General features: G+C 72.0%; 20 protein-coding genes. 15 read left to right on the forward strand and 5 right to left on the reverse strand.

Annotation, left to right across the window (positions count from 1 at the left end):
* Positions 1–66: 66 nt before the first annotated feature.
* From ACWAT2_RS16825 to ACWAT2_RS16835, 3 genes are read left to right on the forward strand one after another with little or no spacing between them, the layout of a single operon-like run.
* A complete protein-coding gene (locus tag ACWAT2_RS16825; RefSeq protein WP_402377246.1) occupies positions 67–729 on the forward strand; it encodes a TetR/AcrR family transcriptional regulator in 663 nt (220 codons plus the stop codon).
* A complete protein-coding gene (locus ACWAT2_RS16830) occupies positions 729–2,480 on the forward strand; it encodes an ABC transporter ATP-binding protein (RefSeq protein ID WP_402377249.1) in 1,752 nt (583 codons plus the stop codon). Before ACWAT2_RS16825 ends, ACWAT2_RS16830 begins: the two co-directional genes overlap by 1 nt.
* Positions 2,477–4,450 (forward strand): ABC transporter ATP-binding protein, encoded by a 1,974-nt coding sequence (locus tag ACWAT2_RS16835; RefSeq protein ID WP_402377252.1) that lies wholly within the window; start codon positions 2,477–2,479, stop codon positions 4,448–4,450. The genes ACWAT2_RS16830 and ACWAT2_RS16835 overlap by 4 nt, the downstream gene beginning before the upstream one ends.
* Here the strand turns inward: ACWAT2_RS16835 and ACWAT2_RS16840 are convergent.
* Positions 4,431–4,661, reverse strand: a complete 231-nt coding sequence (locus ACWAT2_RS16840; RefSeq protein WP_402377255.1) for a hypothetical protein — start codon at positions 4,659–4,661, stop codon at positions 4,431–4,433. The genes ACWAT2_RS16835 and ACWAT2_RS16840 overlap by 20 nt on opposite strands.
* Positions 4,662–4,754: 93 nt before the next feature.
* Between ACWAT2_RS16840 and ACWAT2_RS16845 the strand changes: the two genes are divergently transcribed.
* The 3 genes from ACWAT2_RS16845 to ACWAT2_RS16855 are packed head-to-tail and all read left to right on the forward strand — an operon-like array spanning position 4,755 to position 8,139.
* The gene (locus ACWAT2_RS16845; RefSeq protein ID WP_402377256.1) at positions 4,755–5,987 is read left to right on the forward strand and encodes an alpha/beta hydrolase; all 1,233 of its coding nucleotides are present in this window, start codon (positions 4,755–4,757) and stop codon (positions 5,985–5,987) included.
* A 22-nt stretch (positions 5,988–6,009) separates the two neighbouring features.
* Positions 6,010–7,281, forward strand: coding sequence for an endo-1,4-beta-xylanase (locus tag ACWAT2_RS16850; RefSeq protein WP_402377259.1), 1,272 nt, complete (start codon positions 6,010–6,012; stop codon positions 7,279–7,281).
* 12 nt (positions 7,282–7,293) lie between these two features.
* Positions 7,294–8,139 carry a TrmH family RNA methyltransferase gene (locus ACWAT2_RS16855; protein WP_402377262.1) on the forward strand — a complete coding sequence of 282 codons (846 nt, stop codon included), beginning with the start codon at positions 7,294–7,296 and terminating at the stop codon, positions 8,137–8,139.
* 40 nt (positions 8,140–8,179) lie between these two features.
* Here ACWAT2_RS16855 and ACWAT2_RS16860 read toward each other — a convergent pair whose 3' ends face one another.
* Entirely contained in the window at positions 8,180–8,665 is a 486-nt protein-coding gene (locus ACWAT2_RS16860; protein ID WP_402377265.1) for a DUF4188 domain-containing protein, read from the reverse strand.
* Positions 8,666–8,764: 99 nt separating this feature from the next.
* Here ACWAT2_RS16860 and ACWAT2_RS16865 point away from each other — a divergent pair, with 99 nt between their 5' ends.
* Together ACWAT2_RS16865 and ACWAT2_RS16870 are read left to right on the forward strand one after the other, a co-directional pair.
* Positions 8,765–9,397 carry a MerR family transcriptional regulator gene (locus tag ACWAT2_RS16865; RefSeq protein WP_402377267.1) on the forward strand — a complete coding sequence of 211 codons (633 nt, stop codon included), beginning with the start codon at positions 8,765–8,767 and terminating at the stop codon, positions 9,395–9,397.
* 145 nt (positions 9,398–9,542) lie between these two features.
* Positions 9,543–10,454, forward strand: a complete 912-nt coding sequence (locus ACWAT2_RS16870) for a siderophore-interacting protein (RefSeq protein ID WP_402377394.1) — start codon at positions 9,543–9,545, stop codon at positions 10,452–10,454.
* 25 nt (positions 10,455–10,479) lie between these two features.
* Here ACWAT2_RS16870 and ACWAT2_RS16875 read toward each other — a convergent pair whose 3' ends face one another.
* The gene (locus ACWAT2_RS16875; RefSeq protein WP_402377270.1) at positions 10,480–11,010 is read right to left on the reverse strand and encodes a YbhB/YbcL family Raf kinase inhibitor-like protein; all 531 of its coding nucleotides are present in this window, start codon (positions 11,008–11,010) and stop codon (positions 10,480–10,482) included.
* 200 nt (positions 11,011–11,210) lie between these two features.
* Here ACWAT2_RS16875 and ACWAT2_RS16880 point away from each other — a divergent pair, with 200 nt between their 5' ends.
* Genes ACWAT2_RS16880 through ACWAT2_RS16895 form a run of 4 tightly spaced genes read left to right on the forward strand, consistent with a single transcriptional unit; the run spans position 11,211 to position 14,322 of the window.
* On the forward strand, positions 11,211–11,951 hold the full coding sequence (locus tag ACWAT2_RS16880) for an SDR family oxidoreductase (RefSeq protein ID WP_402377273.1): 741 nt from the start codon (positions 11,211–11,213) through the stop codon (positions 11,949–11,951).
* An 11-nt stretch (positions 11,952–11,962) separates the two neighbouring features.
* Positions 11,963–12,544: a TetR/AcrR family transcriptional regulator gene (locus tag ACWAT2_RS16885; protein WP_402377274.1), complete on the forward strand. Its 582-nt coding sequence runs from the start codon at positions 11,963–11,965 to the stop codon at positions 12,542–12,544.
* Positions 12,544–13,542, forward strand: a complete 999-nt coding sequence (locus ACWAT2_RS16890) for an NADPH:quinone oxidoreductase family protein (protein ID WP_402377277.1) — start codon at positions 12,544–12,546, stop codon at positions 13,540–13,542. Before ACWAT2_RS16885 ends, ACWAT2_RS16890 begins: the two co-directional genes overlap by 1 nt.
* A gap of 42 nt (positions 13,543–13,584) precedes the next feature.
* Complete coding sequence (locus tag ACWAT2_RS16895; RefSeq protein ID WP_402377279.1) at positions 13,585–14,322, forward strand: SDR family NAD(P)-dependent oxidoreductase; 738 nt, start codon at positions 13,585–13,587, stop codon at positions 14,320–14,322.
* A 10-nt stretch (positions 14,323–14,332) separates the two neighbouring features.
* Here the strand turns inward: ACWAT2_RS16895 and ACWAT2_RS16900 are convergent, their stop codons facing one another.
* On the reverse strand, positions 14,333–15,358 hold the full coding sequence (locus tag ACWAT2_RS16900) for a hypothetical protein (protein WP_402377282.1): 1,026 nt from the start codon (positions 15,356–15,358) through the stop codon (positions 14,333–14,335).
* 267 nt (positions 15,359–15,625) lie between these two features.
* Here ACWAT2_RS16900 and ACWAT2_RS16905 point away from each other — a divergent pair, with 267 nt between their 5' ends.
* On the forward strand, positions 15,626–16,216 hold the full coding sequence (locus tag ACWAT2_RS16905) for a hypothetical protein (RefSeq protein ID WP_402377285.1): 591 nt from the start codon (positions 15,626–15,628) through the stop codon (positions 16,214–16,216).
* 58 nt (positions 16,217–16,274) lie between these two features.
* Complete coding sequence (locus tag ACWAT2_RS16910; protein ID WP_402377288.1) at positions 16,275–16,763, forward strand: SgcJ/EcaC family oxidoreductase; 489 nt, start codon at positions 16,275–16,277, stop codon at positions 16,761–16,763.
* Positions 16,764–16,814: 51 nt separating this feature from the next.
* Here the strand turns inward: ACWAT2_RS16910 and ACWAT2_RS16915 are convergent, their stop codons facing one another.
* Positions 16,815–17,618 (reverse strand): SDR family oxidoreductase, encoded by an 804-nt coding sequence (locus tag ACWAT2_RS16915; protein WP_402377291.1) that lies wholly within the window; start codon positions 17,616–17,618, stop codon positions 16,815–16,817.
* Positions 17,619–17,679: 61 nt separating this feature from the next.
* Between ACWAT2_RS16915 and ACWAT2_RS16920 the strand changes: the two genes are divergently transcribed.
* Complete coding sequence (locus ACWAT2_RS16920) at positions 17,680–18,153, forward strand: RrF2 family transcriptional regulator (RefSeq protein WP_402377294.1); 474 nt, start codon at positions 17,680–17,682, stop codon at positions 18,151–18,153.

Consider the following 18,153-nt stretch of genomic DNA (forward strand, 5'->3'; position numbering starts at 1 on the left):
CCGGGCAAGGTCGCCCTGCGACGGCGTCGCTTGCGGAGTGAGGACTCACTCACTTACGCTGTCGCGGTGAACGACCCTGCTCCGACGCGCGCCCCCCGGATGGACCCTGACGAGCGCCGTACGGCGATCATCGCCGCCGTGCTGCCGGTCGTGGCCGAGCATGGCGTCGACGTCACCTCCCGCGAGCTGGCCCGCGCGGCGGGCGTCGCCGAGGGCACCCTCTTCCGGGCGTTCGGCGACAAGTACTCGCTCCTCGGCGCCGTCGCCGTCGAAGGGCTGCACCGCGCCTCGGGAGCCGACCAGACCCGCGTCGAGCTCGCGGACATCGACCGGACGCTGCCGCTCGCGTCACGCCTGGCCGAGGTGATCGAGCTCGGGCGGCGCCGGATGGGGGAGGCGGTGCGCTGGATGGGCATCCTGCGGGTGCTGCACCACCGTCCGGGCGCTCGCGACGGCGCCACCGATCCCCAGGTGCGCGATTTTCGTGCACGACTGGCCGAGCAGCGCGAGAAGCAGCGCGAAGCGACCATCGAAGGGCTCACCGACGTCCTGGCACCCGACGCCCACCGGCTGCGGGTCCCGGTCGACGTCGCCGTCGCCCTCGTCGAGGCGAGCATCGCCGGGACCCACGCCCGAGTCGACCACCTGATGCCCGCGCCGTCGGTCGAGGTCATCGCCGACGCGCTCGTCCACGGCATCGTCACCTCGTCCGACAGCCCGGAGGCCTGATGCTCGTCGCGCTCGTGCGCCGCTACCTCCGCCCCTATCAGGGCGCGGTCGTGCTCCTGCTGCTCCTGCAGCTCGTCGCCACGCTGGGATCGCTGTACCTGCCCTCGCTCAACGCGGACATCGTCGACCAGGGCGTGACGCTGGGCGACACCGGTTACATCATGCGGACCGGCGGCTGGATGCTCGCCGTCAGCCTCGCGCAGGTGCTCTGTGCGATCGGTGCCGTCTACCTCGGCGCCCGGGCAGCCACCGCGCTCGGCCGGGACCTGCGCCGGGACCTCTTCGACTCCGTGCAGCAGTTCTCGGCCCGGGAGCTGGACGGGTTCGGGGCGCCGTCGCTCATCACCCGCACCACCAACGACGTCCAGCAGGTCATGATGGTCGTGCTCATGACCTTCACGGTCATGGTGATGGCGCCGATCATGATGGTCGGCGGTGTCGTCATGGCGCTGCGCGAGGACCCGACGCTGTCGCGGCTGCTGCTGGTCGTGGTGCCGATCCTGGGTGCCGCCGTCGGCCTGATCATGTGGCGGATGGTCCCGTACTTCCGGGGGATGCAGGCGCGGATCGACGTCATCAACGCGGTGCTGCGCGAGCAGATCACGGGGATGCGCGTGGTGCGCGCGTTCGTCCGCGAGGAGCGCGAGGAGCAACGCTTCGGCGCGGCGAACACCCGCCTCTACGACGTCTCGCTCGGCGCCGGCAAGCTCATGGCCCTGGCCTTCCCCACGGTCATGCTCATCATGAGCCTCTCGCAGGTCGCCGTGCTCTGGTTCGGTGCCGGCGAGGTCTCCGCCGGCGAGCTGCAGGTGGGCTCGCTGATGGCGTTCCTGTCCTACATCATGTTCATCCTCATGGCCGTCATGATGTCCACGATGATGGTCATGATGGTGCCGCGGGCCGCGGTCGCCGCAGGCCGTATCAGCGACGTGCTCGGTACCCGGTCCACGGTGGTCGAGCCCGCGGAGCCGGTCGCGCTCGCGTCGCTCGCGGGCGACCAGGGCCCGCGGGGGCGCGTGAGCTTCGCCTCGGTGGAGTACGGCTACCCCGGAGCGGACGAGCCGGTGCTCCACGACCTCACCTTCACCGCGGAGCCGGGGCGGACGACGGCGATCATCGGCTCCACCGGAGCGGGCAAGACGACGCTCCTGAACCTCGTGCCGCGGCTCTTCGACGTGACCGGCGGCAGCGTGAGCATCGACGGTGTGGACGTCCGGGACCTGTCGCTGCACGACCTCGGGTCGTTGACGGGGCTGGTGCCGCAGAAGGCGTTCCTCTTCTCCGGCACGGTCGCGGACAACCTGCGGTACGGCAAGGCCGACGCGACCGAGGCCGAGATGTGGGCCGCGCTCGAGGTGGCACAGGCCCGCGACTTCGTCGAGGCGCTGCCCGAGGGTCTGCACGCGCCCGTCTCCCAGGGCGGCACGACGTTCTCGGGCGGCCAGCGGCAACGCCTCGCCATCGCTCGCGCCGTGATCCGCCGTCCGCGGATCTACCTCTTCGACGACTCGTTCTCCGCGCTCGACTACGCCACCGACGCGCGCCTGCGTGCGGCGCTGCGCCCGCGGACGGCGGACGCCTCGGTCATCGTCGTGGCGCAGCGGGTCGCGACGATCCGCGACGCCGACCAGATCCTCGTCCTCGACCACGGGAGGATCGTCGGGCGCGGCACGCACACCGAGCTGCTCGAGTCCAACGAGACGTACGCCGAGATCGTCACGTCGCAGATGTCCCTGGAGGAGGCAGCATGAGCCACCCGCACGCGGCTGCCGGCATGCCGACGGCCAAGCCCATGGACTTCTCCGGTTCCTTGCGGCGCTTCGCCACCACGATGCGTCCCGAGCGCGCCCGGGTCGTGCTGCTGACCCTGTGCGGGGTGGTCTCGGTCGCGCTGACCGTGACCGGCCCCAAGATCCTGGGCGACGCGACGAACGTCATCTTCGAGGGTTTCGTCGGCCAGCTCCTCGGCCGGACCATGCCTGCGGGGACCACCACGCAGGAGGCCGTCGCGGCTCTGCGTGCGTCCGGCGACGACTCCCAGGCGGACATGGTCGCCGCGATGGGCGACGTGGTGCCCGGCCAGGGCGTGGACGTCGACCGGCTCGCGCAGATCCTCGGCGTCGTCGTCCTGATCTACGTGGGGGCGTTCGCCTTCGGCTGGCTGCAGGCCCGGCTGATGACCGTCGCGGTGCAGAACACGGTGCGCCGGCTGCGTGACGACGTCGAGGCCAAGCTGCACCGGATCCCTCTCAGCCATGTCGACAAGCAGGCTCGTGGCGACATCCTGTCCCGCGTCACGAACGACATCGACAACGTGGCGCAGTCGACCACGCAGACGCTCGCGCAGCTCGTGACGTCGCTGCTGACCGTCGTCGGCGTCCTGGCGATGATGTTCTGGATCTCCTGGGTGCTGGCCCTCGTGGCGCTGGTCACGGTGCCGCTGTCGGTCGTGCTGACGATGGCGATCGCGAAGCGGTCCCAGCCGCAGTTCGTGGAGCAGTGGGCGGCGACCGGCCGTCTGAACGCTCACGTCGAGGAGATGTTCACCGGCCACGCCCTGGTCAAGGTGTACGGCCGCCAGCAGGACGCCGCACGGACCTTCGCCCGCGAGAACGAGGCGGTCTACGACGCGACCCGGCGCTCACAGTTCATCTCGGGCACCATCCAGCCCTCGATGGGCTTCCTGGCGAACCTCAACTACGTCCTGGTCGCCGTCATCGGCGGGCTGCGGGTGGCGTCCGGGCAGTTGTCGATCGGCGACGTGCAGGCGTTCATCCAGTACTCGCGGCAGTTCACCCAGCCACTGACCCAGGTGGCCTCGATGATGAACCTGCTGCAGTCCGGCGTCGCGTCCGCCGAGCGGGTCTACGAGCTGCTCGACGCGCCCGAGCAGGACCCGGACCCCGTCCCTGCCCGGGAGCTGACCGACGTGCGGGGCAGGGTCGAGTTCTCCGGAGTCTCCTTCTCCTACGATCCGCAGGAGCCGCTGATCGAGGACCTCGACCTCGTCGCGGAGCCGGGACAGACCGTCGCGATCGTGGGTCCGACCGGCGCCGGCAAGACCACGCTGGTGAATCTGCTCATGAGGTTCTACGAGATCGACGGCGGTCGCATCACGCTCGACGGCGTCGACACCCGCGAGCTGACCCGCCACGCGCTGCGCTCGCGGATCGGCATGGTGCTGCAGGACACCTGGCTGTTCCGGGGCACCATCGAGGAGAACCTGCGCTACGGCGTCCGCGACGGCACGGAGGTCTCGACGGAGACCTTCCTCGAGGCGACCCGGGCCACCTCGGTGGACCCGTTCGTGCGGACGCTGCCCGACGGCTACGACACCGTGCTGGACGACGAGGGCACCGCGTTGTCGGCGGGGGAGAAGCAGCTGCTCACGATCGCCCGGGCATTCCTCGCCGACCCGGAGATCCTCGTGCTCGACGAGGCGACCAGCTCTGTCGACACCCGGACCGAGGTGCTCGTGCAGCAGGCGATGAACGCGCTGCGCTCGGGGCGCACGGCGTTCGTCATCGCGCACCGGTTGTCGACCATCCGCGACGCGGACGTCATCGTCGTCATGGAGCACGGCCGGATCGTCGAGCAGGGCGACCACGACGACCTGCTCGCCGCCGACGGTGCCTACGCCCGCCTCTACGCGAGCCAGTTCGTGGCGCCGGCCGTCGAGGAGTCGGAGGCGGTCCAGGACGTCAGGACGGCAGCACCATGAGCCGGACCGGCGGAGCGCCGGCCTGCTGCCAGTCGAACCGTGCCTCACCGACGATCCGCCAGCCCTTGCGCAGGTAGACGGCGTGGGCCACGCCGTCGCGGTCGTCCTCGTCGAGCACGGGGGTGCGTCCGGTGCCGCAGATCCACTCGGTGGCCGCGTCCAGGAGTCGTCCGCCCACGCCCTGGCCCTGGCCCTGGGCGACCCGGTGCACGTTAGAGGACCGAGACGCAGGACGGCTCGCTCACCGGCCGGCGACGTGCTCCGGGTTGATGCGCCGGCAGCGGTGGCGTGCCAGAGTGGGCCCGTGATCGCCCACCGCCCCCACCATGCGTCGGGACCGTCCACCGGCGAACGAGGCGGCACGGGGCGGGACGCACCCCGCCGTCCGAGCGTCACGGTGGGGATCCTGGTCGTCCCCGCCGTCCTGCTCGCCGTCGCGGCGGCCGGGGCGCTGCTGCCGGGCGTGCCGTGGCTCGGGCAGGTCGGCGGGTATGCCGCGGCCTGGGCCCCGTGGCTCGTCGTGGCCGGGCTGGCGGTGACGGTGTGCGCGACCGTGGCGCTCCTGCGTCGCGGTTCGGTCACCAGGGTGGTGGCCGTGGCGGGCGGGCTGGTCGCGGCGGCGCTGTCGTTCGTCGTGGTCACCCAGCAGCTGCGCGTCGCGCAGGAGCACGCGGTCGGGGTGCAGATCGCCGAGCTCTTCCGGTTCACGCCGGGCGACACGGAGGCCGACCTGGACGCCCGGTACGGCGAGGCCGACGGCGAGCCGCAGGACCTGTCGTTGTGGCTCCCGGAGGGCGGGGCGGCCGGTGAGGCGCCGGTCGTGGTCCTCGTCCACGGTGGTGGCTGGGTCGCGGGCGAGCGGTCGCAGACGACGACGGCGTCGCACGCGGCCTGGTTCGCCGCCCAGGGCTACCTGGCCGTCAGCATCGACTACCCGCTCTCCGGCGACGACCGGCACCTGTGGGACGCCGTGGAGCCGCAGGTGGCCTGCGCGCTGGTGTGGGTGGGCGAGCACGCTGCCGAGCACGGGGGCGACGCCGACAGGGTGTTCCTCGCCGGGGACTCGGCGGGCGGCAACCTCGCGCTGGAGGTCGCCTTCCGTGCCGCCGCCGGGGACCTGGACCCGGCGTGCGACGGGACGGTGCCGCCCGTGGCCGCCGTCAGCACGCTGTACCCCGTGGCCTCGCCCGGCGGCCTCCACGGGAACACCGACCCCGTGATGGGCAGCCGGGGGCGCGAGCTGACGGAGCAGTACACGGGCGGGTCGCCGTCGGAGTACCCGGAGCGGTACGCGGCGATCACGCCGGCGGAGCACGTGACGCCCGACTCCCCGCCGACGCTGATGGTCGCCGGGAAGGCCGACCACCTGGTGCCGGCGGCCGGGGCGGAGGAGCTCGCCGCGGTGCTCTCGGGCGCGGGCGTCGCACGGGAGCTGGTCCTGCTGCCCGCGGCGGACCACGTGTTCGACAGTGCGCCGGGCGGGATCGGCACCCAGGTCTGGCGCGATCTCACGCTGAGGCTGTTCGAGCGGTCGTGACGTGGTGCGGCACCATGGTCGTGTGACTCTCTTCACCGCACCCACCGACCACACGCCCGACCCCTCCCTGGCGCACCGGCGCGCGCAGGCGGAGGTGACCGTCACCGGGCCGGACGGCGTGCCGCTGGCCGGCACCGACGTCGTCGTGGCCCAGAGGCGGCACGCGTTCGGGTTCGGCTGCATCGGCTTCGAGCTCGTGGACCACGCGAACGGCCGTTCTGCCGACCCTGCCTACGACAACGATTTCGCGGACCGCTGGCTCGACGTCTTCAACATCGCCACGCTGCCGTTCTACTGGGGCACGTTCGAGCCCGCCGAGGGCGCGCCCCGCACGGCCGAGACGCTGGCCGCGGCCCGCTGGTTCGCCGACCGCGGCGTGACCGTCAAGGGGCACCCGCTGGTGTGGCACACGGTGCAGCCGCGGTGGCTCCTCGGCAGGCCGCTCGACGAGGTCGAACGGTTGCAGCGCGAGCGCATCCGGCGCGACGTCGGCGACTTCGCCGGGGTCATCGACACCTGGGACGCGATCAACGAGACCGTCATCATGCCGGTGTTCACCGCCGAGGAGAACGCGATCACGCCGCTCGCGCGGCTCAAGGGCCGCGTGGAGACGATCCGGATGGCGTTCGACGAGGCGCGGGCCACCAACCCGGGCGCCACCCTGCTGCTCAACGACTTCGACATGTCGACGGCCTACGAGTGCCTCATCGAGGCGGTGCTCGAGGCGGGCATCCGGATCGATCGGCTGGGCCTGCAGTCGCACATGCACCAGGGCTACTGGGGCGAGGAGAAGACGCTGCGCATCCTGGAGCGGTTCGCGCGGTACAACATCCCGATCCACCTCACCGAGAGCACGCTGCTGTCCGGCGAGGTGATGCCGGAGCACGTCGTCGACCTCAACGACTGGCAGGTGGAGTCCTGGCCGTCGACCCCGCAGGGGGAGGAGCGTCAGGCCGACGAGGTGGAGCGGCACTACCGCACCCTGCTCAGCCACCCGGCGGTGGAGGTCGTCAACTACTGGGGCCTCGGGGACCGCGGCATGTGGCTGGGTGCCCCGGGCGGGCTGCTGCGCGCGGACGGGTCGCCCAAGCCGTCCTACGACCGGCTGCGCTCCCTCGTCAAGGGCGAGTGGTGGTATGCACCGACGACGCTGCGCACCGACGACGCCGGACGGGTCCGCGTCGAGGGGTTCCTCGGCGACTACGAGGTCTCGCTGCCCGACGGCGGCGACGCGGCGGCGCTGAGCCTCGACCGGGCGGGGGAGCAGACGGCGCAGGTGCGCCTGGCGGGCTGAGAGAATCCCCGGGTGACCTCGCCCGCCGACCCTCGTCCCGCCGTCGTCCGTGTCACCGATCCCGGCGACCCGCGGCTGCGCGACTACACCGACCTGACCGACGTGAAGCTGCGCACCGTGCGGGAGCCCGCCGAGGGACTGTTCATGGCCGAGTCCTCGAACGTCATCCGGAGGGCTCTCGCCGCGGGGCACCGGCCGCGCTCGTTCCTCATGGCCGACAAGTGGCTCGACTCGATGGCCGACGTGCTCGATGCCCACCCCGAGGCCCCGGTCTACGTCGCCGACGAGCGGGTGCTGCGCGAGATCACCGGGTTCCACCTGCACCGTGGTGCGTTGGCCGCGATGCACCGCCCCGAGCTGCCGGCCGTGCACGAGCTGGTCGCCGGGGCACGCGGGGGAGCCGGGGCGCGGCGCGTGGCAGTGCTGGAGGACATCGTGGACCACACCAACGTGGGCGCGATCTTCCGGGCGGCGGCGGGCCTGGGTGTCGACGCCGTCCTCGTCTCTCCACGGTGCGCCGACCCGCTGTACCGCCGGTCGGTACGGGTGTCGATGGGAACCGTGTTCCAGGTGCCGTGGACGCGGCTGGCCACGTGGCCCGGCGGCCTGCACGACCTCCAGGACGACGGCTTCACGGTGGCGGCGCTGGCGCTCGCCGACGACGCCGTCTCGCTGGACGACCTGGCGGCCGACCCGCCGGAGCGTCTCGCGCTCGTCCTCGGTGCCGAGGGGGACGGGCTGTCGCGCGGTGCCGTCGCGGCCGCGGACCGGGTGGTGAAGATCCCGATGGCCGGCGCCGTCGACTCGCTCAACGTGGCGGCGGCGTCGGCCGTGGCATTCTGGGCGACCCGCTCATGAGGCGGACCGCCTCGTGGCTCCGGCCTCGCCCCGCGCTCGGTCAGGCCGGACGGTCGGACCGGTGGCGCAGGCGCTCGCGGGCGGTGCGTCCACGCCTGGCCGCAGGGACGACGCCGGTGGCGGACGCGAGGCCCATCGCTCCGGGGACGTCGGCGTAGAGGGTCTCGTGGCCGCCGGCCGGGACGGAGTAGGTCTCGTGCCAGACGCCGACCGCGCCGGGCACCTTCGTGGCGCGGCGGTAGAACTCGAGCCACGCGGGGCGGTGCCGGCGCTCGTCGGCGTTGGCGTACCGGTAGACGTCCGCGACGGTGCGCCAGTACTGCACCATCGTGGGGCCGCGCGCCCCGACCAGCGTGGTGGCACCGAGGAACCCGGAGTCCGGGTCCTGGTACAGCTCGCGGAGCATCGGCCTCATGGCGGCCAGGGCCGGCCACCAGGCGTCCGGCCGCCAGAGCTTGTTGATCCGGGCGCCGATGAGGAAGACGGCGAGGTCGCCGTCGTGGTCGTGCGTGGTGAGGTCCACCATGACGTCTCCTTGGATAGTTAGACTCTCCATTATTGGAGAGTGTTACTCTCCATTATTGGAGAGTGTTACTCTCCAATGTCAAGAGGTGGGGGAGGACCGATGCGCATCTCAGGGCTCGCGGCAGCGACCGGAGTGCCGGTGGCCACGCTGAAGTACTACCTGCGCGAAGGTCTGGTGCCGCCCGGGGCGGCGACGTCGCGCACGCAGGCGGACTACGACGACACGCACGTGGCCCGCGTGCGGCTGGTGCGGGCGCTCACCGAGTCGGCCGGGCTGAGCCTGGCCGCCGTCCGCGACGTCCTCGCGGCGCTGGATGATCCGCCGATGTCGAGGCACGGCCTGCTGGGAGCCGCGCACCACGCGCTGGTGGCGGCCGAGGGTGAGGGGATGTCGCGCGAGGAGCCGGGTGCCGTGGGCGACGACGAGGCCAGGCGGCGCGTCCTCGAGCTCGTGGCGGAGCGCGGGTGGTGCGACGACCCGCTGCTCGTCGACCGGCTGGGCGAACAGCTCCGGGCCGCCGACGCCGCCGGGGTCGCGGTCTCGGACGGGTACCTCCGGGCGCTCGCGGCGGCAGCGGACCGCGTCGCGGCGGCCGACCTGTCCACCGTGCGCGGCGAGCCGGCGGGCGCCCTGCGCCAGGTGGTGCTCGGCACGCTGCTGACCGACCCCCTGCTGGTCACGCTGCGGCGTATGGCCCAGGAGCGAGCGAGCCGGGAGGCGGCCGAGGGCTGACGACCCGTCGTCGACCCCTGTGATCCCGGTCACGGAGCTTGCCGCGGGCGCATCAAGTGAGGTTAGGCTGGCCTGCGTGACTGAGAGCGCCGCTGTGGCTACCGTGACCGAACCGACCGGCGTCGTCGCGCCGCAGCCGTGGCGCATGTTCGACGTCGAGGTCGAGCGGATCACGCGCCTGTGCCCGTCGTTCGTCCGCATCACCTTCACCGGCGCCGACCTGGACCTCTTCGCGGACAACGGCGCCGACCAGCGGGTCAAGTTCCTGCTCCCGGCCCCGTGCGGTGGGTGGGAGTACCTCGACCGGCAGAGCCCCGACTGGTTCACCTCCTGGCGCGAGCTGCCCGAGGAGCGGCGCAACCCGCTGCGCACCTACACGGTGCGCGCGGTGCGGCCGGACCTGCGCGAGGTCGACGTCGACATCGTCCTGCACGGGGACACCGGTCCGGCATCCCGCTGGGCCAACGGTGCTCGCCCCGGCACGCCCCTGGTCATCCTCGGGCCCAACGCCGCCCACAGCGGCGCTCACGGTGGCCGCGAGTTCGCCCCGCCGACGACGAACCACGCGCTGCTGCTGGCCGGTGACGAGACGGCCGTGCCCGCGATCGCCTCGATCTGCGAGGCGCTGCCCGCCGACGCCGTCGGTGAGGTGTTCCTCGAGGTTCCGCACCGCGAGGACCGCTGGACCCTCGCTGCGCCGGCCGGGGTGCGGGTCACCTGGCTGGCTCGCGAGGAGGCCGAGCACGGCACGCACCTCGTGCCCGCCGTCCAGGAGGCGGCCGACCGCATGCTGGCGATGGGCGTGCGGGCGACGGCCGGCGAGGCGCCCGCGACTCCGGACCTGGAGGACGTCGACGTCGACCACGGCATCCTCTGGGAGGTGCCGGTGGACGCCTCGGGCAGGCCGCTGGCGCAGGACACGGTGCTGTACGCCTGGCTGGCAGGCGAGGCGGGCGTCATCAAGGCGCTGCGTCGCTACCTGGTCGGCACCAAGGGCGTGGACCGCAGGTCCGTGGCCTTCATGGGCTACTGGCGGCGCGGTCGCGCCGAGTGCTGAGCCTGTCGCGGACCGGTTGTGCCGCTCACCGCTGGTAGGTCCCGGTGAGCGTCGCCCGCGCGAGCGTGTGGAAGTAGACGTTGAACGCGGCGTGGACGTTCGTGTTCTCGGGCGTCAGCTCCAGGGAGTCCACGTCGAGGGCGTGCACGGCGAAGATGTAGCGGTGCGCGTGGTCCCCGGGAGGGGGACCGGCGCCCTCGAAGCCCTGCGCGCCGCCGTCGGACGTGAGTTGGAAGGCGCCGTCGGGCAGGCCCGAGCCGTCGGCCGCTCCCGCGCCGCGAGGCAGCGAGGTCACCGAGGTCGGCAGATCGAGGACGTGCCAGTGCCAGTAGCCCGACGGCGTGGGGGCGTCCGCGTCGAAGCAGCTCACCACGAACGACCGCGTGGCCGCGGGGAAGCCGGACCAGGACAGCTCCGGCGAGATGTTGCCGCCGTCGACCGCGTGGTCCGACGACATCGGTTCGCCGGGCGAGACCTCCGGGCTGGTCAGCTCGAACGTCGCGGGGACGGGCAGGAGCGAGTAGGGGTCGGGGGGCACGGGGCGGGTGAAGTCCATGCCACCACTGTGGTGGTGACCGCGGCTCGCGGCAACGCGGCCGAGACGGCGTCCCGGGTGCTGAAACGGGTGCCGCGACGGGTGCTCGGCGTCCGCGGTCCGTGGTAGCGTCAATCCAACAAACCGACCGGCCGGTACGGCTGGCCCCGTGTCGCGACGCCGCGACGCGAGATCGACGACGACGTTCGAGAGGTGGCGCGGTGCGCAGGTTCGCAGGGAAGGTCACGCTCGTCACGGGCGCGAGCCGGGGCATCGGCCTCGCGGTGGCGCACCGGCTCGTGGCCGAGGGCGGGCAGGTCGTGCTCACGGGGCGCAAGCCGGAGGCGCTCGAGGAGGCGGTGGCGGCGCTCGGCGCTGACAACGCCTCCGCCGTCGCCGGCAAGGTCGACGACGCCGCGCACCGCGAGCAGGTCTTCGCCCACGTGGCCGAGCGGTACGGGCGCCTTGACCACCTGGTCAACAACGCGGGGATCAACCCCGCCTGGGGCCCGGTGCTCGAGGTGGAGCCGTCGGTGGTGCGCAAGATCCTCGACGTCAACGTGGTCGCCGCCCTCGAGTGGACGCGCGACGCCGTCGCCGCCGGTCTCCGGTCGTCGATCGTCAATACCGCCTCGATCTCCGGCACCTCCACGAGCCCCAACATCGCCTTCTACGGCGTCTCGAAGGCCGCGCTGATCAACCTCACCGGTCAGCTCGCCCAGGAGCTCGCGCCCCGTCTGCGCGTCAACGCCGTCGCCCCGGCCGTCGTCAAGACGCACCTGTCGCGAGCACTGTACGAGGGGCGCGAGGACGACGTGGCGGCCGGCTACCCCCTGGGCCGCCTCGGTGTGCCCGACGACGTGGCCGGGCCGATCGCGTTCCTGCTCTCCGACGACGCGGCCTGGATCACCGGCCAGACACTCCGGATCGACGGTGGCGCGTCCATCGTGCCCGTCGGGTGAAGGATGGACCCATGAAGACCACCCACGTCGCCGACTCGGTCCTGCAGGCCGCCCTCGACCTCTTCGCCACCCAGGGCTATGCGACCACGAGCGTCCAGCAGATCGTCGAGGCCGCCGGCGTCACCAAGGGCGCCATGTATCACTACTTCCAGTCCAAGGACGATCTCCTCTTCGCGATCTACGACCGCATGCTGTCGTTGCAGAAGCGGCACCTCGAGGAGATCGTCGCGCGCGGTGGCGCCACGACGGACGTCCTGCGCACGGTGTGCGTCGACGTCGTCGAGACCTCCATCGACCTGCTGGCCGAGGGCACCGTGTTCTTCCGGAGCATGCACATGCTCAAGGACCCTCGGCGCAAGGACGTCATCCAGCGGCGGCGCGAGTACCACGACGAGTTCGCCGCGCTCATCGCCCAGGGCCAGGCCGAGGGAGCCCTGCGGACCGACGTCCCGCGGTCCGTGCTCATCGCCCACTTCTTCTCCGACGTGCACTACCTGTCCTACTGGTACTCGCCGTCGGGTCCCGAGACCAAGACAGAGGTCGCGAACCAGCTGACCGACCTCTTCCTGCGCAGCATCACCGTGGAGAACTGATGACCGAGACCATGCGCGCCTGGCGCGTCACCCGCAACGGCGAACCGACCGAGGTCATGAGCCTCGACGAGGTCGACCGCCCCGAGCCCGGGCCGGGGGAGGTGCTCGTCCGCACCCGTGCCGTGGCCGTGAACTTCCCCGACGTCCTGCTCGCCCGTGGTACCTACCAGGTGCGCCCGGAGCTGCCCTTCGTGCCGGGCATCGAGCTGTGCGGCGATGTCGTCGCGCTCGGCGAGGGGGTCGACCGCTCCGGCCGCGTGGCCGTGGGCCAGCGCGTCGTGGGGTCGGCCATCGGGGTGCTGTCCGAGTTCGCGGTGCTGCCGGCGGAGTCGTGCCGGCTCGCCCCGGACTCGCTCGACGACGCCCAGGCCGCAGCACTCACCATCGCCTACCAGACCGCCTGGTTCGGGCTGCACCGCCGTGCGGGGCTGGCGTCCGGCGAGACGCTCCTCGTCCACGCCGCCGCGGGCGGCGTGGGCACCGCCGCCTGCCAGCTCGGCGCGGCGGCCGGTGCGACGGTGATCGGTGTCGTGGGCAGCGAGGCCAAGGCCGACGTCGCCCGCACGGCCGGGGCCGAGCACGTCCTGGTCCGCTCCGGTGATCTGGCAGCTCAGGTCAAGGAGCTGACCGGCGGCGCCGGCGCCGACGTGGTCTTCGACCCGGTCGGTGGCGCGTCGTTCGAGGCGTCGACCAAGTGCATCGCGTTCGAGGGCAGGATCGTCGTCGTCGGTTTCGCGAGCGGCGAGGTCGCCCCGGTCCGCGCGAACCACGCGCTGGTGAAGAACTACGGCGTGCTGGGGCTGCACTGGGCGCTCTACCAGCAGCGCGATCCCGCCCTCGTCGACGCGGCGCACGCGGAGCTGACCCGGCTGGCGGGCTCGGGCGCCGTGGTGCCCGTCGTGGCCGACGTCGTGCCGTTCGACCGTGCGCCTGACGCGGTCCGCCGCCTCGCCGAGGGCGCCACGACGGGGCGCCTGGTCGTCCGCGTGGCCGCCTGACCCGGCTCGGCCCACCCAGATCCACTCGTGCGAAGGAGCACCGTGACCACTGACCTCACCGACCGCGTCGCGATCGTCACGGGCGGTGCCCGGGGGATCGGCGCCGCCTACGTCCGGGCGCTGCACGACGCCGGCGCTCGCGTCCTCGTCGCCGACCTGCTGGAGACGGAGGGGGCCGCGCTCGCGCACGAGCTGGGGGAGCGTGCCCGGTTCGCGGTCCTGGACGTGACCGACGAGGACGGCTGGACGCGTGTGGTCGACGACACGGTCGCGAGCTGGGGCGCCGTGGACGTGCTGATCAACAACGCCGGGATCGCCAACGCCGGCCCGATCGAGCACTACCCACGCACGAAGTGGGACGCCGTCATCGCGGTGAACCTCACCGGGACCTATCTCGGCTGCCGAGCGGTCGTCCCGGCGATGAAGGCCGCGGGCCGCGGCTCGATCATCAACATCTCGTCCGTCGAGGGGATGCGCGGCAGCACCCACCTGCACGGCTACGTGGCCTCGAAGTTCGGGGTGCGGGGTCTGACGAAGTCGCTGGCCGTCGAGCTCGGCGCGGACGGGATCCGCGTCAACTCGGTGCACCCGGGCTTCATCGACACGGAGATGACGGCGAAGATCGACCCGTCCGGGCTGCCGATCCCGCTGCGACGGGGCGGGCGTGCCGAGGACCTCACCGGCACGGTGCTCTACCTCGCCGGTGCCGCCTCCGCCTACGTCACCGGCGCCGAGATCGTCGTCGACGGCGGCATGATCAACGGCGTCGGCCACCTCTGACCGATCACCCTCAGGTCGCGTTCCCCGGCCAGGCACGGGCGTCGCCTGACCGCGCGACGGCTTGCAGGTGAAGGGCCGCGTCGCGGAGGGTGGGAGCCGCTTCGCGTCGGTGCACCGGTGACAGCAGCAGCCTCCATGTCGCTGCACGCAGCGATGACGTGAAGGCTAGTGCGGTGGCAAGCTGCACCCCGCCCCGGTGGACCTCGATGAGCAGGTTCGCGCTGGTTCCGCGCCCGCTGGCGGTCAACAAGACGTGGTGGTGGTCCTCCGAGCCGATCGACCAGCCTGCGACGCTGTCCGGCTGGCCGTCAGCGGCTGTCCGCAGGCCGAGCAAGGTCTGGAACACCAGGTCTCGGTCCGAACGGGAGATGGCCTTCTCGAACATCGCGAGCGCCCATGCCCGGGGACTCGCCACCACATCGGTGGTCAGGGCGAAGCGGTCGAGATAGGCCGGGCAGATCGACATCCGCTCAGCGGCCACCGCCGACCCGGTGATACCGCCCTCGACCCGTGGCCGGCGCTCGGGGCGACTGCGCGTCGTCCTGGTCCTCGGTCGTGCCAGCGACCGAAGCATGCGCACGGAGCGTGACCACCGCGGTGCGGGCGATTCGGTCCCGGAGACGATCGACTCCGCTCGGTCCAGCGTGTCTTCGATCAGGGCGTCGTGCAGGGGGCGGAAGGCCAGCGGCCAGCTCAGGCGCGCGACGTGGTGCGGCGAGATCGACAGGACGTGGGTGAACGTGGTGTGGAGCGGGCCGCTCTCCTCGAGGCGGAACTCGTGGTAGCCGTCGAAGCCCGACGGCGCGGTGAACCGAAAGCGGACCCGCCGGCCCGGTTCCAGCTCCTCGACGTAGTAGCGGATCGGCCCGTGACCACCCGGAGCCCCGAGCCGCAGGTCTGGCGCCAACCGGAGAGCGGGCCAGTGGTCGGAGGGCCACATGCGGTCCCGGTCGCTGGCCAGGTCATCGACCAGTGCTGCGCACCGGGCGATCGGCGCCGGGAGCGTACGGACGTGCTCGTTCCTCACAGTGGCCATGGACGGCTCCGTTCCCGGGGCGTTCGAAGTGTATGTACCGTATGGTACACAGCCGAATGCTGTGGCGTACCGTTTGGTACACTAGTGGATGTGACCGACGATCCGCAGACCTCCGACCGCTCGTCCCCGGTGGCAGGCGTGCACCGTGAGCCTGGGTGGGGCGCGGTCCGTCTGGTGAGGCCCGCCGGTCACGGCTATCTGCACATCGGTCTGACGAGCGGCGCGTGGCGTGTGCCACCCGCACTCCCGTCGAGGCGGCGACGCGCGATGCTGTTGCGACTGCACCGGGTGGCTGCCGAGCTGCGGCGGCAGCCGGGAGTCCAGCGAGCGGACGTCTTCCGCGGCTTCCTCCGGCCGCCCGGGTCGGGCAGGCCGTTCGAGGGGCAGGACGTGCCGGTGCTCCTCCCCGATGTCGTGCTGCTCGTCGAGGCCACGACACCACAGGTGGCCCAGAGTGCGCTCGAGCATCCTGCCGTGGCCCGGCTCCTGGTCGAGGAGCCGACCGCACATGCCTTCGCGGCGTCCGACGTGCGCCGCATCGGGCCGGTCGACCACGAGCGTCAGGGAGTGTTCCTCTTCAACTACTTCGCGGCCGACGACGTCGAGAGCAACCTCCATGCCTGGCAGTACACCGCCGGGTGGTTCCAGGAGGAGACGGGGCTCGACAACTCGACCGTCCTTGCTCCCCGCGCTCCGCGCGTGGGTGAGCACACGCTCGTCAACCATTGCCGCTGGGATCGTTCGGTCGACATCCTCCCGTCGCTGGTCTTCAAGCGGAGCTTTCGGACCTACGTGCTGCAGACCTTCGCGCGCCACCGGGTGTCGGCCCGCCCGCTGCTCTACCGGCTGGACCGGTGACTGCCGCACTCCTGCGCCGAACCGGTCCACCCGATCGCCATACGACAGGAGCGACGCCATGAAGGTTCTGGTCAACGATGGAAGCGGCGACGTCGGCTCGGGCGCCGATCCGGCGGCCGGGGTAGAGGTGCAGCCGGCTGCGGCCGCGTCGCGACGAGAGGACCTGGTCGAGATCGTCGACCTCGTCCGTGCGGTGCAGGATGCGCAGCAGTCCGAGGACGCTGCCGCCTTCACCGCGTTGTTCCAACGTGACACCGTGTGGACCACCGCTCACGGCCACCGCATGACCGGGTGGGAGGAGATCGACAGCTTCACCCGCCGGGTGCTTCCCGGAGCGATGCGTGAGTCCACGGCGACCTACGACGTCGAGCACGTGCTCTTCGTGCGACCCGACGTCGCGGTCGTCAACGTCCGGCAACGGCCGGTGACGCCGGACGGCGCACCGCTCCACAGCGTGCCCGAGGGGCGACCTGTCTACGTCCTCGCCCGGAACGCGGGCGGGTGGCAGATCGCCGCGGGGCAGAACACCCAGGTCCGTACGGGCTGAGCGCGGGCAGCGCTCCGGCGGGCAGACCGGCCGGGGCGGGCGGGCCTCTCCTCAGGGCGTCGTGGCGCCTGCCGGGGGCGCAGCACCCGCGGCGACGTCGGCTCGGGCGTCGCTGATCCCGGCGAGCCAGGTGTCGAAGGACGTGGGCGCGATATGTGCGCCGTCGAGCGGGAGCAGGGCGTCTCCGGCCATCTCCACACCGAAGATCCCGGTGTGCCAGCTCGGCACCAGCTGGATCTCCTGACCGCGCGTGGCGAAGGTCCGCCGCGCCATGTCGACGAGATCTTCGCGCTCGGGTCCCGCCACCTCGACGTGCCGGCCCTGAGGACCCGTGACGGCCACGCGGGCGAGGATCTCCGCCACGTCGGCCGGGGCCACCGGCTGGACGAGCAGCGGGGGGACCAGGGCCACGCCGTTGTCCTCGGTCCACGAGGCGACCATCTCGGCGAAGTCGTGGAACTGTGTCGCGGGAACGATCGTCCAGGGGACGTCGCCTGCCACGACGGCGGCCTCCTGTGCTCGCTTGCCGGCGTAGTGGGCGTTGCCTCGGACTCGGGACACCCCGGCGATCGACAGGACGATGTGGTGCTTGACGCCTGTCGCGCGTTCGGCGGTGAGCAGGTGCTCCGTGGTGGTGCGGAAGAATTCTTCGGCGGCACGTTCGTCGGTGACGGTCGTGTTGGTCACGTCGACGACGACATCGACGTCGGCGAGGGCGTCGTCCAGGCCCTGGCCGGTCAGGGCGTCGATGCCGTGCGCGCGGCTGACCGGGACGACCTCGTGGTGATCGCGCTCCAGCGCGCGGTGGACCAGGCGGCCGATGCGTCCCGTGGCACCGACGACAGCTGCTCGCATGACTCCTCCTCTTTTACGGATATGCAGGGTCCATAATATTGCCAATAGCTATGATGGCAAGATGAAGCTGCCGGAGAGTACGGAGTGGGCCCTGCACAGCGTGACCGCGTTGGCCCAGGTGCCGCGTGAGGCGGTCAGTGCCCGTCGGCTGGCCGAGCACTTCGGGCTCCCCTCGCCCTACCTCTCGAAGCAGCTCGCACTTCTCGTGCGCGCGGGCGTGCTCTCCGCGTCGACCGGGCCCCGCGGCGGCTTCCGGCTGGCCCGCCCCGCCTCGAGCATCACGCTGCTGGACGTGGTCGAGGCCGTCGACGGGTCGGCCGACCCCTACACCTGCCACGAGATCCGTCAGCAGGGCCGCGGTGCCGCACCTCTGGAGGAGTGCGTCGAGCCATGCCTCCTTGCGCAGAAGATGCGCAAGGCCCACCTGGCCTGGCAGGGGAGCCTGCGTGCCGTCGTCGTCTCCGAGCTCGTGGGCTCGCTGTCCGAGGAGGTCGTGGCGCGCACTCGAGCGTCGCTGATTCGTGCCGCGGGCTGA

The organism is Isoptericola sp. GX10416 (genome assembly GCF_056590155.1).